General features: G+C 61.0%; 13 protein-coding genes. 1 reads left to right on the top strand and 12 read right to left on the bottom strand.

The window, feature by feature from the left end; genetic code table 11:
* Window positions 1-48: 48 nt before the first annotated feature.
* The 10 genes from EC919_RS13180 to EC919_RS13225 form a co-directional block, all read right to left on the bottom strand.
* On the bottom strand, window positions 49-1,236 hold the full coding sequence (locus EC919_RS13180) for an ATP phosphoribosyltransferase regulatory subunit (RefSeq protein WP_133774539.1): 1,188 nt from the start codon (window positions 1,234-1,236) through the stop codon (window positions 49-51).
* 289 nt (window positions 1,237-1,525) lie between these two features.
* Complete coding sequence (gene hflC / locus EC919_RS13185) at window positions 1,526-2,395, bottom strand: protease modulator HflC (RefSeq protein ID WP_122533818.1); 870 nt, start codon at window positions 2,393-2,395, stop codon at window positions 1,526-1,528.
* A complete protein-coding gene (gene hflK / locus EC919_RS13190) occupies window positions 2,395-3,576 on the bottom strand; it encodes an FtsH protease activity modulator HflK (protein WP_133774541.1) in 1,182 nt (393 codons plus the stop codon). Before hflK ends, hflC begins: the two co-directional genes overlap by 1 nt.
* A 96-nt stretch (window positions 3,577-3,672) precedes the next feature.
* Window positions 3,673-4,974: a ribosome rescue GTPase HflX gene (gene hflX, locus EC919_RS13195; RefSeq protein WP_133774543.1), complete on the bottom strand. Its 1,302-nt coding sequence runs from the start codon at window positions 4,972-4,974 to the stop codon at window positions 3,673-3,675.
* A gap of 12 nt (window positions 4,975-4,986) precedes the next feature.
* Window positions 4,987-5,247: an RNA chaperone Hfq gene (hfq, locus tag EC919_RS13200; protein WP_019691505.1), complete on the bottom strand. Its 261-nt coding sequence runs from the start codon at window positions 5,245-5,247 to the stop codon at window positions 4,987-4,989.
* A gap of 104 nt (window positions 5,248-5,351) precedes the next feature.
* Window positions 5,352-6,323 (bottom strand): tRNA (adenosine(37)-N6)-dimethylallyltransferase MiaA, encoded by a 972-nt coding sequence (miaA, locus tag EC919_RS13205; RefSeq protein WP_133774545.1) that lies wholly within the window; start codon window positions 6,321-6,323, stop codon window positions 5,352-5,354.
* Window positions 6,323-8,278: a DNA mismatch repair endonuclease MutL gene (gene mutL / locus EC919_RS13210; protein WP_166650543.1), complete on the bottom strand. Its 1,956-nt coding sequence runs from the start codon at window positions 8,276-8,278 to the stop codon at window positions 6,323-6,325. Before mutL ends, miaA begins: the two co-directional genes overlap by 1 nt.
* Window positions 8,279-8,304: 26 nt before the next feature.
* Entirely contained in the window at window positions 8,305-9,744 is a 1,440-nt protein-coding gene (locus EC919_RS13215; protein ID WP_208294976.1) for an N-acetylmuramoyl-L-alanine amidase, read from the bottom strand.
* A gap of 13 nt (window positions 9,745-9,757) precedes the next feature.
* The gene (tsaE, locus tag EC919_RS13220; RefSeq protein WP_133774549.1) at window positions 9,758-10,228 is read right to left on the bottom strand and encodes a tRNA (adenosine(37)-N6)-threonylcarbamoyltransferase complex ATPase subunit type 1 TsaE; all 471 of its coding nucleotides are present in this window, start codon (window positions 10,226-10,228) and stop codon (window positions 9,758-9,760) included.
* A complete protein-coding gene (locus EC919_RS13225) occupies window positions 10,216-11,712 on the bottom strand; it encodes an NAD(P)H-hydrate dehydratase (protein WP_133774551.1) in 1,497 nt (498 codons plus the stop codon). The genes tsaE and EC919_RS13225 overlap by 13 nt, the downstream gene beginning before the upstream one ends.
* 62 nt (window positions 11,713-11,774) lie before the next feature.
* On the opposite strand from EC919_RS13225, the gene queG reads away from it, so the two are divergent.
* On the top strand, window positions 11,775-12,893 hold the full coding sequence (gene queG, locus EC919_RS13230; protein ID WP_243842255.1) for a tRNA epoxyqueuosine(34) reductase QueG: 1,119 nt from the start codon (window positions 11,775-11,777) through the stop codon (window positions 12,891-12,893).
* Between the two features lie 99 nt (window positions 12,894-12,992).
* Here queG and EC919_RS13235 read toward each other — a convergent pair whose 3' ends face one another.
* Both EC919_RS13235 and orn read right to left on the bottom strand, forming a co-directional pair.
* A complete protein-coding gene (locus tag EC919_RS13235; protein WP_037015750.1) occupies window positions 12,993-13,604 on the bottom strand; it encodes a trimeric intracellular cation channel family protein in 612 nt (203 codons plus the stop codon).
* 117 nt (window positions 13,605-13,721) lie between these two features.
* Complete coding sequence (gene orn / locus EC919_RS13240) at window positions 13,722-14,258, bottom strand: oligoribonuclease (RefSeq protein WP_133774553.1); 537 nt, start codon at window positions 14,256-14,258, stop codon at window positions 13,722-13,724.
* Window positions 14,259-14,280 lie beyond the last annotated feature (22 nt).

Genomic DNA, 14,280 nt, shown 5'->3' on the forward strand with positions numbered 1-14,280 from the left:
TGTCCTCATTCGCGCAAACTTGGTGCCGGCAGCGGCCGGCGGGGAAACTCAAGAGGCCAGCGGCATTACCTGCCAACGCTCGCCCTGCTGAATCAATTGCCGATCACAGTCGGCGTCTTGCGCCGCCGAAACCGGTTGGCCTGGCAACGCTTGAACCACACGTTGACCTTCAGCCCGCAGTTGACAGACCTTGTGCCACAACGCCGAGTCAGTGCTGTCAGGCATCCAGATACCGCCAGACGGTAGCTCGATCTGAGCCTGGCCGCGTGTCACCAGGGTTTTCAAATCGGTGGAAAAACCCGTTGCCGGGCGCGCACGACCGAAGTCGGCGCCGATGTCATCGTAGCGACCACCCTGGGCGATCGACTGGCCAACGCCCGGGACGAACACCGCAAACACCACGCCGGTGTGGTAGTGGTAGCCGCGCAATTCGCCGAGGTCGAAATACAACGGTAGCTCAGGAAACCGGGCCGACAGTCGTTCGGCGATTTCCTGCAGATCATCCAGCGCTTCAATGACCGGCGCCGGCGCATTCGCCAGACGGTCCCGCGCCTGCGCCAACACCGTACGGTCGCCACACAGATCCACCAGCGCGCGCAGCATGCTGGCCAGATCGGCCGGCAGACCTTCAGTCAACGCGATGACCTCGTCGATGGCTTTGCGCTGCAGCGCATCAAACAGCTGTTGTTCGACTTCGCCGGACAACCCGGCAGCGCGGGCAAGACCACGGTAAATCCCGACGTGGCCCAGGTCCATATGGACGTCCGGCACATCAGCCAGTTGCAGCATCGCCAGCATCAGGCTGATGACTTCGACATCACTGCTCGGGCTCGCGTCGCCGTACAGCTCGGCGCCCAGTTGGATCGGGCTGCGCGAGGAGGACAACGCACGCGGCTGGGCATGCAGCACACTGCCAGCGTAGCAGAGGCGGCTTGGGCCTTCGCGACGCAAGGTGTGCGCGTCGATGCGTGCAACCTGCGGCGTGATGTCCGCGCGGAAACCCATCTGCCGACCTGATTGCGGGTCGACCACTTTGAAGGTGCGCAGATCCAGATCCTGGCCCGCACCGGTGAGCAGTGATTCGAGGTATTCGATGTGTGGGGTCACTACAAACTCGTAGCCCCAGCTCTGAAACAGATCCAGCACCTGACGACGCGCGACTTCAATGCGCGCAGCTTCCGGCGGCAGTACTTCTTCGATGCCATCCGGCAGCAGCCAGCGGTCAACCGTTGCCATTACGCCTTTCCCCTATGATCCGGGCGGCCGGCCCTTGGGCAAGCCTTGAGTGAAGCAGACAGCATTCTGCGGACGCAGGGCAAGGAAATGTCCCCGCCTGATGCGCCGCACTATCGTGAACACCGTCCTCGAAAAAACTGCCGCGCACGGAACACGCCACGGCCAATCAATCGTGCAGACGCAAAAAAGCCGGGAATTTCCCGGCTGCCGCATCATACACACGTTTTGTCGTGCGATCACCCCGACGGGCAGTTTTGCCGCCCGGCGGAGTGATCAGGTGCTGATGGGATTACGGCTTGGATTTTTGCAGGTAGCGGAAGAACTCGCTGCCTGGGTCCAGCACCATCACGTCGCTTTTGTTCGCGAAGCTTTCACGGTAAGCGCGCAGGCTACGGTAGAACGCGTAGAACTCCTGATCCTGACCGTAGGCCTTGGAGTAGATCGCGGACGCTTGGGCATCACCGTCACCGCGCGCCTCTTCAGACTCACGATACGCTTCAGCCAACAGAACGCGGCGCTGACGATCGGCGTCGGCACGGATGCCTTCAGCCAGCTCGTTACCCTTGGCGCGATGCTCGCGCGCTTCACGCTCACGCTCGGTACTCATACGTTCAAACACGCTGCGGTTCACTTCCTTCGGCAGGTCGATGGCCTTGACCCGAACATCGACGACTTCAATGCCCAGCTCTTTGCCAGCCATGGTGTTGAGCGACGCAGTGATGTCAGCCATCAACGCATCACGCTCACCCGAAACCACCTCGTGCAGGGTGCGCTTACCGAACTGGTCACGCAGACCGGACTCGAGACGACGAGAGAGACGCTCATCGGCAATCTGCTTCAGGCCGGATGTCGCAGTGTAGAAACGCTCAGCGTCCTTCACGCGCCATTTAGCGTAGGCATCGACCATTACGGCTTTCTTTTCCAGCGTCAGGAAACGCTGAGTCGGCGCATCGAGGGTCATCAAGCGACCATCGAATTTGCGCACCTGATTCACGTAAGGAATCTTCACGTGCAGGCCTGGCGAGACATCCGCCTGAACCACGCGACCGAATTGCAGCAGCACCGCCCGCTCGGTCTGAGCGACGATGTAGAAGCTGTTCCATGCGACCACGGCCAACACGACGCAGACAATCAGGGCAACCAGAGATTTATTGCTCATCAGCGAGTCTCCCTAGTGCGCGTGTCGCGTTGCTGTTGCATGTCCGCTGCCCGTGAGCCCGGATCTGCCGGTGCAGCAGCAGCGCCGCCGGCGGTAGACGGGTTGGAACCGTTACGGCTGCTATCGATCATTTTGTCCAACGGCAGGTAAAGCAGGTTGTTCTGACCTTTGTCACCGGTCACGAGTACCTTGCTGGTGTTGCTGAAGACTTCCTGCATGGTGTCCAGGTACAGACGCTCACGCGTGACTTCCGGCGCTTTACGGTACTCGGCCACCAGCTTGGTAAAGCGATCCGCCTCACCCTTGGCCCGAGAAACCACTTCATCGCGATAACCGTTGGCGTCTTCGACGATACGCTGAGCCTGACCACGCGCTTCCGGGATCACACCGTTGGCGTAGGTTTCAGCCTGGTTACGTGAGCGCTGCTCGTCTTCACGGGCACGGATCACGTCATCGAACGCTTCCTGGACTTCGCGCGGCGCCGCAGCGCTCTGCACGTTGACCTGAGTCACGGTGATGCCGGTGCGATAGGTATCGAGGAAGCGCTGCAACCGCTCCTTGATTTCGCTGGCCATCAACTCACGACCTTCAGTCAGTACCTGATCCATGGCGGTCGAACCGACCACATGACGCAGGGCACTTTCGGTCGCATGCTGCAGGCTCACTTCAGGCTGATCAACGTTCAGCACGAAATCCTGCAGGTTGGTGATCTTGTACTGCACGGTCAGTGGCACTTCGACGATGTTTTCGTCTTCGGTGAGCATCTGGCCCTGTTTGCTGTACGCACGTTCACGGGTCACGTTTTCGAGGTACTTGCGATCGAACGGCGGGAAATAGATGTTCAGACCCGGCCCAACGGTTTCGTAGTACTTGCCGAAGCGAAGCACAACGGCCTGCTCCTGCTCGTCAACGACATAAATTGCGTTGTACAGCCAGATGGCGAGCAGCACGACCAGACCGATGCCGAGCAGGCCGAGGCCACCGCCCTTGCTCGATCCACCGCCGCTGCCGCCGCCATCGCCACTGCGTTTCTTGCCACCACCGAACAACCCATTCAGGCTTTCCTGCAGCTTACGGAAGGCCTCGTCGAGATCCGGTGGCCCCTTGCGGTCGCCGCCCTTGCGCTTACCACCCCAAGGATCCTGATTATTCGAGTTGCCACCCGGCTCATTCCAAGCCATAGCGCTCTCCATCTGATAAAGCAAAGACGCGCCCGCGGCGCGCCGACCAATGCTACAGAATGCCCGTCAAAGCGGTACAACCGCTTTGTCAGGCTTTTATTGCAAAGTGTGTTGCTCGATGAATTCCAGCGGCTGCAGTCCTTCGCGACTCACCAGGCGATTGAATTCAACTCGGGGTAACCGAACAGCCAAAAGACTCTGGCCTTCTTCGTCGTGCTCTTCGCTCTGCACCGCACCCAGGTTGAAAAACTGGGCACGCAACCGGGCGAACTCCTGCGTCAGGCGCAGCGTCCCCACAAAGAGGTCATTGCCCAACACTTCGGCGATGGCTTGCTTGAGCAAATCCAGACCACGCCCGTCACGGGCAGAAACCCAGACCCGCTGCGGCTTGCCATCGGCATCGCGTTGAATCTGCGGCTCAACCCCTTCGAGCAGATCGAGTTTGTTATAGACCTCAAGCATCGGCAAGTCCTGCGCCCCAATCTCGCCCAGCACCACCATGACCTGCTCGATCTGTTCCAGACGGTCGGGCTCGTGAGCGTCGATCACATGCAACAGCAGATCGGAGTTGCTTGATTCTTCAAGCGTAGCCCGAAAGGCCTCGACCAGCTTGTGCGGCAAATGGCGGATGAAACCTACCGTATCGGCCAGCACAATTGGCCCGAGGTCTTTGAGTTCAAGGCGGCGCAGGGTCGGGTCAAGGGTCGCGAACAGTTGATCGGCCGCGTAGACATCGGAGTCGGTCACCGCATTGAACAGCGTTGACTTGCCGGCGTTGGTGTAGCCGACGATCGAAACCGTAGGGATGTCGGCGCGGGTGCGGCCACGACGGGCCTGATCACGCTGACTGCGGACTTTTTCAAGCCGGCCCTTGATCTGACGCAGGCGCACACGCAACAGACGCCGGTCCGTTTCGAGCTGGGTTTCACCCGGACCGCGCAGACCGATACCGCCGCCCTGCCGCTCCAGGTGAGTCCAGCCACGAACCAGCCGCGTACTCATGTGCTCAAGCTGGGCCAGTTCGACCTGCAGCTTGCCCTCATGGGTGCGCGCCCGCTGGGCGAAGATGTCGAGAATCAGGCCCGTACGGTCAAGCACGCGACACTCGAAAACACGTTCGAGGTTACGTTCCTGACTGGGTGTAAGGACGTGATTGAAGATGACGATATCTGACTTTTCGGTTTTGACCAGGTCGCGTAATTCCTCGACCTTGCCGCTGCCTACCAGATACTTGGCCGTAGGCCGATGCCTTGGCACGTTGACGAACGAGACAATATCGGCGCCGGCCGACAGCGCCAGTTCCCTGAACTCCTGCGGATCTTCGCGCGCCTCAGGGTCCTGACCATCCAAGTGAACGAGGATCGCCCGCTCACCACCACTGTGGCGCTCAAAGAACAAAGCAGACTCCTATCAGGCGTTACCTGGCTCGGCGTCAGCCTGCTCGGATTCGGTAGCGCTGGGCAGACGAATCGGGCGGACGGGAACGACAGTCGAGATGGCGTGTTTGTAGACCATTTGGCTGACAGTGTTCTTCAGCAAAATAACGAACTGGTCAAAAGATTCGATAGTGCCTTGCAGCTTGATACCGTTTACCAGGTAGATCGAAACCCCAACCTTTTCTTTACGCAAAGTGTTCAGGTAAGGGTCTTGTAGCGAATGCCCTTTTGACATGTGCCGCACTCCTTTAAGGATCAATAGAATAAATTCGAAAACATTGGCTTGGGCCGCTACCTCCCGAAGGCTATCCCCCAAGGATAGACGGCTATTGCAAGGACTCAGCTCAATATGGAGACCGACCCCAGGTATTTCAAGGCGCGTGGCAGATTGTCGCAAGCCAGGCTGTCCAACCAGTGCAAATCCTGCCAGCTGCGTAACCAGGTGAACTGCCTCTTGGCCAACTGGCGCGTGGCAATGATGCCGCGCTCCTGCATCTCGTCCCGATTCAGCTTGCCGTCCAGATGATCCCAGACCTGGCGATACCCTACAGCTCTTATAGACGGTAAATCCGAGTGCAGATCACCCCTCGAACGTAGCGCTACGACTTCTTCAACGAATCCTTCCTCAAGCATTTGCCTGAAACGCACAGCAATTCGGTCGTGGAGCACCTTGCGATCCGTCGGTGCGATCGCGAGATTTGCGACAGTATAGGGCAATTGATGACGCCCCGAAGCGCTCGCTTGAGCACTTTGCGCACTTTGTTGTTCACGGTGCGCGGTCATGCTCATGCCGCTGACCCGAAAGACTTCCAGCGCGCGAACCAGCCGCTGGGGATCGTTGGGGTGAATTCTCGCTGCCGACACCGGATCGATGGTCGCCAGCTCATCATGCAACGCCTGCCAGCCTTGACTGGCCGCTTGCGCCTCAATTTGCGCACGAACCTCGGCATCCGCCGCAGGCATATCGGCCAGGCCTTCCAGTAGAGCCTTGAAATACAACATCGTGCCGCCCACCAGCAGGGGAATTTTTCCCCGGGCGGTAATTTCCGCCATGGCCTGCAAGGCATCGGTTCGAAAATCCGCTGCAGAGTAGCTCTGGCCAGGGTCGAGGATATCGATGAGCCGGTGGGGATACGCGTCCAGCAGCGCCTTTGATGGCTTGGCAGTGCCGATGTCCATGCCGCGATACACCAGCGCGGAATCCACGCTGATCAGCTCACATGGCAGCACTTTGGTCAGTTCGATGGCCAGATCGGTTTTCCCGGCGGCGGTCGGCCCCATCAGAAAGATGGCCGGGGGAAGAGCACTCATCAGCGACCGCGCAGGAATAGTTTGTCCAGATCATCCAGGCCCAACTGGGTCCAGGTGGGCCGTCCGTGGTTGCATTGACCGCTGCGCTCGGTGTTTTCCATGTCACGCAGCAGACCGTTCATTTCCGGAATGGCCAGCCGGCGATTGGCGCGAATCGCGCCGTGGCACGCCATGGTGCCGAGCAGTTCGTTCATGCGCGCCTGAACACGATCGCTGGTGCCGTACTCCATCAGATCCCCTAGCACGTCGTGCACCAGTCGATTCGCCTCAGCCTGTTTGAGCAGTGCAGGGATTTGCCGAATCGCGAGGGTCTCGGGGCCGAGGCGTTGTAATTCGAAGCCCAGTTGCTGGAAGGTCGTCATGTGCTCTTCGGCGCAGTCGGCCTCACGCTGGCTGACCGCAATGGACTCCGGCACCAGCAGCGGCTGACCGCTCAGGCCTTCGCTGGCCATGGCGATCTTCAGGCGCTCGTACATGATCCGCTCATGGGCCGCGTGCATGTCCACCAGAACCAGGCCGTGGGCATTTTCCGCGAGGATATAAATGCCCTTGAGCTGAGCAAGGGCATAACCCAGCGGCGGCACGTCGCCTTGGGATTCAGGCAACGAAACCATGCCTGCGCCCGCCGAAGACTGCGCGCCGGGCAACGGGGCAAAGAATTCGCTGTAAGCGGCACGCGCCTCTTCAGCCGGAAGCACCGACGACGGCCGCGGCGTGTATTGATATTGGTAACCCGCGCCGCTGCCAGAGCCGGGCGCGGATCCGGCCGGCGGATTCCAGGCCTGACCTTGTGGCGTCTCAAGCACGTTATTGGCCAGGCGCATTTCACCCTGGGGCCCGAACTCGCCGGCATCCGGCCCAGTGGGTCGCACCAGCGCGGTGACCGAGGTGGTGCCAGCCAGTTGATCTTCAGGCCGCACGTCACCGAGCGCCCGATGCAGCGTGCCGTAGAGGAAATCGTGAACCATGCGCCCGTCGCGGAACCGCACTTCGTGCTTGGTCGGATGGACGTTGACGTCGACGACCGCCGGATCCACTTCGAAAAACAGCACGAAGGTCGGATGCCGGCCGTTGAACAGCACGTCGCGATAAGCCTGACGCACCGCGTGGGCAACCAGTTTGTCGCGCACTGCACGGCCATTGACGAAAAAGTATTGCAGATCGGCCTGGCTGCGCGAGAACGTCGGCAGCCCCACCCAACCCCACAATCTCAGACCGTTGCGCTCGACCTCGATCGGCAGCGCCTGCTCCAGAAACCCGGGGCCGCAAATTGCAGACACCCGTCGCGCTCGCGATACGTCATCCCGCGCTTCGTGCAGGCTCAGGACCGTCTTGCCGTTGTGGCGCAAATGAAAGGCCACGTCAAACCGCGCCAGCGCCATGCGCTTGATCACTTCCTGGAGATGATCGAACTCGGTCTTCTCAGCCTTGAGAAACTTGCGCCGCGCAGGCGTGTTGAAGAACAGGTCGCGCACTTCCACGGAGGTGCCGACAGGGTGCGCAGCGGGCTGGACGCGCGAAGCCATGTCGCGGCCTTCGGTCTCGACCTGCCAGGCCTGATCGGCATCGCGGGTGCGCGACGTAAGGGTCAGACGGGCCACGGAACTGATCGACGCCAACGCCTCGCCCCGGAAACCAAGGCTCATGACTCGCTCAAGGTCCTCCAGGTCGCGGATCTTGCTGGTGGCATGTCGGGCCAGCGCCAGGGGCAGGTCATCCGAGGAGATGCCGCCGCCGTCGTCGCGAACCCGGAGCAGCTTGATGCCGGCCTGCTCAACGTCAACATCGATGCGCCGTGCGCCGGAATCGAGGCTGTTTTCGAGCAGTTCCTTGATCACCGAAGCCGGTCGTTCGACGACCTCGCCCGCAGCAATCTGGTTGGCAAGCCGTGGGCTGAGCAGCTGGATACGCGCGGCTTCTGCCGTAGGTAGATCGGGAGTTACGCTGACATCCAATTCCTGATCACCGAGCAACAGGTCAGTCACGGCTCACCTGCCAGTTCTGCGCTGGGGATTCTAAGTTGCTGACCGGCTTTTAATTCGTCAGAACTCAGATGATTGGCGGTGCGAAGCATTGGCGTGGTCATGTCGTAGCGCGCCGCGATCATGCTCAGCGATTCGCCTGGGCGCACTGTGTGCTCACGCGCGCCCATGGCCAGCTTGCCGCTATCACGCAGCCAGGCGATATAGGTGCCTTGGGGTGGATTCTGCTGGAAGAACTGTTTCACACCCGCCGTGATGGAGCGCGCCAACGCCTGCTGATGGCTTGCGCCTTGCAGTTTGTTCGCTTCGGCCGAGTTGGAGATGAAGCCGGTCTCGACCAGAATCGACGGAATGTCCGGTGACTTCAGCACCATGAAACCGGCCTGCTCGACGCGGGACTTGTGCAGCGAGGTCACGCGGCCGATGTTGGTCAAAACCTTCTGGCCGACGTTCAGGCTTGAAGTCAGCGATGCGGTCATCGACAAATCGAGCAGTACGCCAGCAAGCATGCGGTCTTTGTCATCGAGGCTCACGGCCCCGGCGCCACCGATCAAGTCGGAACGGTTTTCACTGTCCGCCAGCCAGCGTGCTGTCTCGGAGGTCGCACCGCGTTCGGACAAAGCAAATACCGAAGCGCCGAAGGCCGCCGAGGAAGGCGCCGCGTCGGCGTGAATGGACACGAACAGGTCAGCACCTTTGGCGCGAGCGATTTCCGTGCGCTTACGCAGCGGGATGAAGTAGTCGCCGGTGCGGGTCAGTTCGGCGCGGTAGCCCTTTTCGCCGTTGATCTGGCGCTGCAGCTCTTTGGCAATTGCGAGCACGACGTTCTTTTCTTTCTCACCTCGGCCGCCCGATGCGCCCGGGTCTTCACCGCCGTGGCCGGCATCGATGACCACGACGATGTCGCGCTTGCCATTCGGTACAGGGGTGAGTTTGATTTCAGGCTTGGATGGACTGACCGGCACCGCAGGCGTCGCCGGGGCAGCGGTGGCCGGAGTATCGGCAACCGACGGCGGTGGATTGGCATCGGCGGCGTTGTCGTACAGATCGACCACCAGACGGTTGCCGTATTGCTGGTTCGGCGCGAGGGTGAAGCTCTTTGGCGTCACCGCCTTTTTCAGGTCAATCACCACACGCAGGTCGTCAGGCGTGCGTTGCGCCGAGCGCATGCTGGTGATCGGCGTGTTGGCCGTCGGCACGTTCAACGGACCACCCAAGGTGGCGCCGTTGATGTCGATGACCAGACGATCAGGGGACTGTAGCGTGAAGACACTGTGCTGAACCGGACCAGACAGGTCGAAGACCAGCCGAGTGTTATCCGGAGCACGCCATAAGCGGACACTTCGTACCTGTGAAGCGGCCAACGCGTCGACAGCCAGTGTCGCCAGCAGCAGTCCAATCACAGTAACCAGCGCGCGCATGCGCATACCAAACCCCATATCTATTGAATGTCTATTTGAACGACGGCGCCAAGGCGGCGCACCACATCTCGCCACGGGAGCTTTTGGGGCTCAGCGTCAACGCCCGACCTTCGTCGAGCGGCCTTATGGTAATGATCAGGTCAGGCTTTGGCAAAAAGCCTGCACCCAGATTGGGCCATTCGATGAGACAAAGGGCATCACCTTCGAAATAGTCCCGGATGCCGAGGAATTCTAGCTCTTCTGGATCAACAAGTCGGTAGAGATCAAAGTGATACGCGCGGTTTCTCCCAATTTCGTAAGGTTCTACCAGCGTAAACGTCGGACTTTTTACCGCGCCGGTATGGCCAAGGCCGCGAATGATCCCTCGGGACAGCGTGGTCTTGCCCGCTCCCAGGTCGCCCTCCAGAAAAATAATCCCATTGCTTTCAGTCACTTGGGCAATGCGTGCGCCGAAATTGGTCATGGCCTCTTCACCGATGAGGTCCAGGGTTAGCTCAGACACGGTTGGTGCTCCTCCAGAAGCTGGCGAATAACAGGAATCAGATCAGCGGCAGCCAGCCCTCGCCCACTGGCGCCGCATTGCTCACCTGCGAGAGCGTGCAGCCAGACGCCAAGACAAGCGGCGTCATAGGCGCTCATCTTTTGCGCCATCAACGCGCCAATGACACCGGACAACACATCGCCCAGTCCACCGGTCGCCATCGCCGGGTGACCATGGTCGGCCAGTGCGAGGTCACCCGCCGGGTTGGCAATCAGGCTGCCGCTGCCTTTCAAAACACACACGGCATTGAATTTTTTAGCCAGCGCCCGCGCCGCAGCCGGACGATCGGCCTGAATCTGTTTGGTGTCGGTGCCCAGCAGGCGCGCGGCTTCGCCAGGATGCGGGGTGATCACGCAGCCCTCGGGCAGTTGCACCGCGCCGGTCGCCAGTTCATTCAGTGCGTCGGCATCCCAGACCTGCGGCAACGGCGCATTGGCAGCGGCGGACAACAGGCTTTTCCCCCAGCTGTGCTGGCCAAGGCCCGGACCAACCACCAGCACCGACGCGGGCTCGATCAAGGCGCGAAGCTGGTTGGCCGAGCTGATGCCGGCGCTCATGACTTCAGGGAATCGCGTGAGCGCAGCGCTGACATGCTCCGGCCGCGTGGCCAGCGTGACCATGCCGGCGCCGGTGCGCAGCGTGCTTTCGGTGGCGAGCAATGCTGCGCCGCCGAAACCCCGGTCGCCGCCGACCACCAGGACACGGCCGAACATGCCTTTGTGCGCAATGCGTGATCGAGGGGCCAGGGTTGGCAGATTGAAGGTGTCCAGCCGCCTGACGCTGATGGGGGTTTGCCGGATGATCTCTGCGTCCGCCTGCAAGTCATCGAACACCAGTTCGCCCACCAGCTCCGGCGCATCGCCGGTGAACAGCCCAATCTTGAGGCCGATGAAGGTGACGGTCAGATCCGCCCGGACTGCACAGCCGAGGGTTCGCCCCGTGTCCGCACACAGTCCCGAAGGGAGATCGACGGCCACGATGGGCAGGGAACTGTCGTTAATGACTTGAATGGCCGCAGCATAAGGCGCGCGCACCTCGCCCGTCAGTCCGGTGCCCAGCAGCGCGTCGACAACGATGCCGGCCAGCGCCTGGTGCTGCCACGGCTGAATATCGACATGGGCGGCGACCGCTTCTTCATAGCCAGATCGGGCGTCGCCGGTCAGTGCGGCGCTATCACCCACGGCCAGTACGCTGACTTGCCAGCCGACACGCCGGGCCAGCGCAGCGATGAGATAGCCGTCGCCTGCGTTGTTGCCGCGGCCAGCCATCACCGTCAGTTGCCTGCCTTCGGGCCAGCGGCGGCGTATTGCCCGCCATGCGGCATGGGCGGCGCGCTGCATCAGTTCGAAGCCGGGCGTGCCGGCAGCAATCAGGCGCGCGTCGAGGTCGCGGACCTGAGCGGCGCTGTACAGTGCGTCGGGAAATGGGGGTTTGCTGTGCAACATGCGTCTTTGGACTCCGATGTCTGGCAGAATTATACGCACCTGCGCCCCGGTGTCCTCCTTGCATGTCCGCGATAACTGTAGATCCATCCACAGCCTCAACGCCCCTAACGGCAGACGGGCTGACTGACCTTGCCCAATCGATCAAGGCGTGGGGGCGCGAGCTCGGCTTTCAGCAAGTCGGCATCTCGGGGCTGGACCTGGCTGAGCACGAGCAGCATCTCGAACGCTGGCTCGAAGCGGGTTACCACGGCGAGATGGACTATATGGCAGCGCACGGCAGCAAACGTTCGCATCCGGACGAGTTGGTGCCGGGAACGCTGCGCGTGGTGTCGTTGCGCATGGACTATCTGCCCGGTGACACGCAGATGGCTCAGTTGCTGGGGCAGCCCGAGAAAGCCTATGTTTCCCGTTACGCGCTGGGCCGTGATTACCACAAGCTGATCCGCAAGCGCGTGCAGCAACTGGCGGAGCGCATTCAACAGGCCATTGGGCCATTCGGGTTTCGCGCGTTCGTTGACAGCGCACCGGTGCTGGAGAAGGCCATCGCCGAACAGGCCGGGCTGGGCTGGATCGGCAAGAACACCCTGGTGCTCAATCGCAAGGCCGGCAGTTATTTCTTCCTCAGCGAGCTGTTCGTCGACCTGCCGCTGCCGGTAGACGCGCCACACGTCACCGAGCATTGCGGGCGCTGCACGGCGTGCCTGGACGTATGCCCGACCAACGCTTTCGTCGGACCTTATGTACTGGATGCGCGAAAGTGCATTTCCTATCTGACCATCGAGCTGAAGACGTCGATCCCCGAGGACTTGCGTGCGCTGATCGGCAATCGGGTGTTCGGCTGTGATGACTGCCAGATCGTCTGCCCGTGGAATCGCTTCGCCCGGCCGACCGATCAGACGGACTTCAAACCTCGCCACGGTCTTGATAACGCTGAATTGACGACGCTGTTTTTGTGGGATGAAACGACCTTCCTGAGCAACACCGAAGGTTCACCGTTGCGGCGCGCCGGGTATGAACGCTGGCTGAGAAATCTGGCGGTGGGACTGGGCAACGCGCCGTCCACCATCTCTGTGATCGAAGCGCTTAAAGCGCGGCGGGAGCATCCGTCAGAGATGGTGCGCGAGCATGTGCAGTGGGCGTTGCGGCAGCATGAAGGCAGGACAGCAGCGCGCATCCTGTAGGAGCGCGCTTGCCCGCGAAGACGCTAGAACATTCATCATCGCAATGTCTGGCGCACTGCAATCGCAGCCCAATGCGACCATGGAAGCATTACTCCCTGCTCAATGCCCGTCCTTGTAGACAAACTTGGGCATTTCCCAGCGAAACCGGATCGCCAGCAGCCGCAGCAACAGCCCGCCAAACAGCGTGATCAGCGTGCCCTGTTCCACCGGCAACCCGGCGTACTGACACAGTAAAAAGCACCACGCGGCGGCGAACGATACGCTGGCATACAGCTCGCGGCGGAAGATGAGGGGGATGTCGTTGCAGAAAATGTCCCGCAGGATCCCGCCAAACACACCGGTGATCACCCCGCTCACGGCGGCGACGGTCATGCTCAAGCCCATGTCCAGCGCGGTCATGCAACCGATCAGTGTAAACGCCACCAATCCCAGCGCATCGAGCACCAGAAACAGCGAGCGCAGATGGCGCATCAACGGTGCGATGAAAATGGTCACCAGCGCCGCAATGCTGGTGAGGATCAGGTATTCCGGGTGCTTGACCCACGTCAGCGGGTAATGCCCCAGCAGCACGTCGCGAACCGAACCGCCGCCCAACGCCGTGATGCACGCGATCAGCACCACGCCGAACCAGTCCATTCCGCGACGGCCTGCGGACAGCGCGCCGGTCATGGCTTCGGCCGTAATGGCGATCAGGTAGAGCATCAACAACATGGCGGCAGTCCCTGCGAGAAAGGGGGCGCAGTCTAACCACTCGACCAAGGCACCAAAAGAGAGCGTTAGCGTTACGCGCTCTCCCGGCGACCACGATTGGCCGCCAGAGCCCTGTCATCAGGACTTGATGAAGTGCTCGCGGTAGAAGCGCAGCTCGGCGATCGACTCACGGATATCGTCCAGCGCCAGGTGGGTGCTGCCCTTCTTGAACTTGAGGTCAGGCGACCAGCGTGCGGCCAGTTCCTTGAGGGTCGAAACGTCGAGGTTGCGGTAGTGAAAGTAGTTTTCCAGCGTTGGCATGCGCTTGTACAGGAAGCGACGGTCCTGGCAGATGCTGTTGCCGCAGATAGGCGAACTGCGCTCGGGGACCCATTGCTTGATGAACTCAAGCGTCATGGCCTCGGCTTCGTCGTTGGAGATTTTGCTGTCGCGCACGCGCTGGGTCAGGCCGGAACCGCCGTGCTGGCGAGTGTTCCATTCGTCCATGCCGTTCAGAAGCTCGTCGCTCTGGTGAACCGCGATGACCGGGCCCTCGGCGAGGGTGTTAAGTTCGCTGTCGGTGATGATGGTTGCCATCTCGATGATGACGTCGTTATCAGGGTCCAGACCGGTCATTTCCAGGTCGATCCAGATCAGGTTCTGTTTGTTCTGCATATGTCGGCTCCTCAGCGTTGGC

Source organism: Pseudomonas graminis (assembly GCF_004364335.1).
GTDB lineage: Bacteria > Pseudomonadota > Gammaproteobacteria > Pseudomonadales > Pseudomonadaceae > Aquipseudomonas > Aquipseudomonas graminis_D.

What these genes read in the sequence shown, in the direction of transcription:
- EC919_RS13180 (WP_133774539.1), bottom strand. Translation starts at nt 1,236, where the DNA reads ATGGCAACGGTTGACCGCTGGCTGCTGCCGGATGGCATCGAAGAAGTA.
- miaA (WP_133774545.1), bottom strand. Translation starts at nt 6,323, where the DNA reads ATGAGTGCTCTTCCCCCGGCCATCTTTCTGATGGGGCCGACCGCCGCC.
- hfq (WP_019691505.1), bottom strand. Translation starts at nt 5,247, where the DNA reads ATGTCAAAAGGGCATTCGCTACAAGACCCTTACCTGAACACTTTGCGT.
- orn (WP_133774553.1), bottom strand. Translation starts at nt 14,258, where the DNA reads ATGCAGAACAAACAGAACCTGATCTGGATCGACCTGGAAATGACCGGT.
- EC919_RS13225 (WP_133774551.1), bottom strand. Translation starts at nt 11,712, where the DNA reads ATGTTGCACAGCAAACCCCCATTTCCCGACGCACTGTACAGCGCCGCT.
- queG (WP_243842255.1), top strand. Translation starts at nt 11,775, where the DNA reads ATGTCCGCGATAACTGTAGATCCATCCACAGCCTCAACGCCCCTAACG.
- hflC (WP_122533818.1), bottom strand. Translation starts at nt 2,395, where the DNA reads ATGAGCAATAAATCTCTGGTTGCCCTGATTGTCTGCGTCGTGTTGGCC.
- hflK (WP_133774541.1), bottom strand. Translation starts at nt 3,576, where the DNA reads ATGGCTTGGAATGAGCCGGGTGGCAACTCGAATAATCAGGATCCTTGG.
- EC919_RS13235 (WP_037015750.1), bottom strand. Translation starts at nt 13,604, where the DNA reads ATGTTGTTGATGCTCTACCTGATCGCCATTACGGCCGAAGCCATGACC.
- EC919_RS13215 (WP_208294976.1), bottom strand. Translation starts at nt 9,744, where the DNA reads ATGGGGTTTGGTATGCGCATGCGCGCGCTGGTTACTGTGATTGGACTG.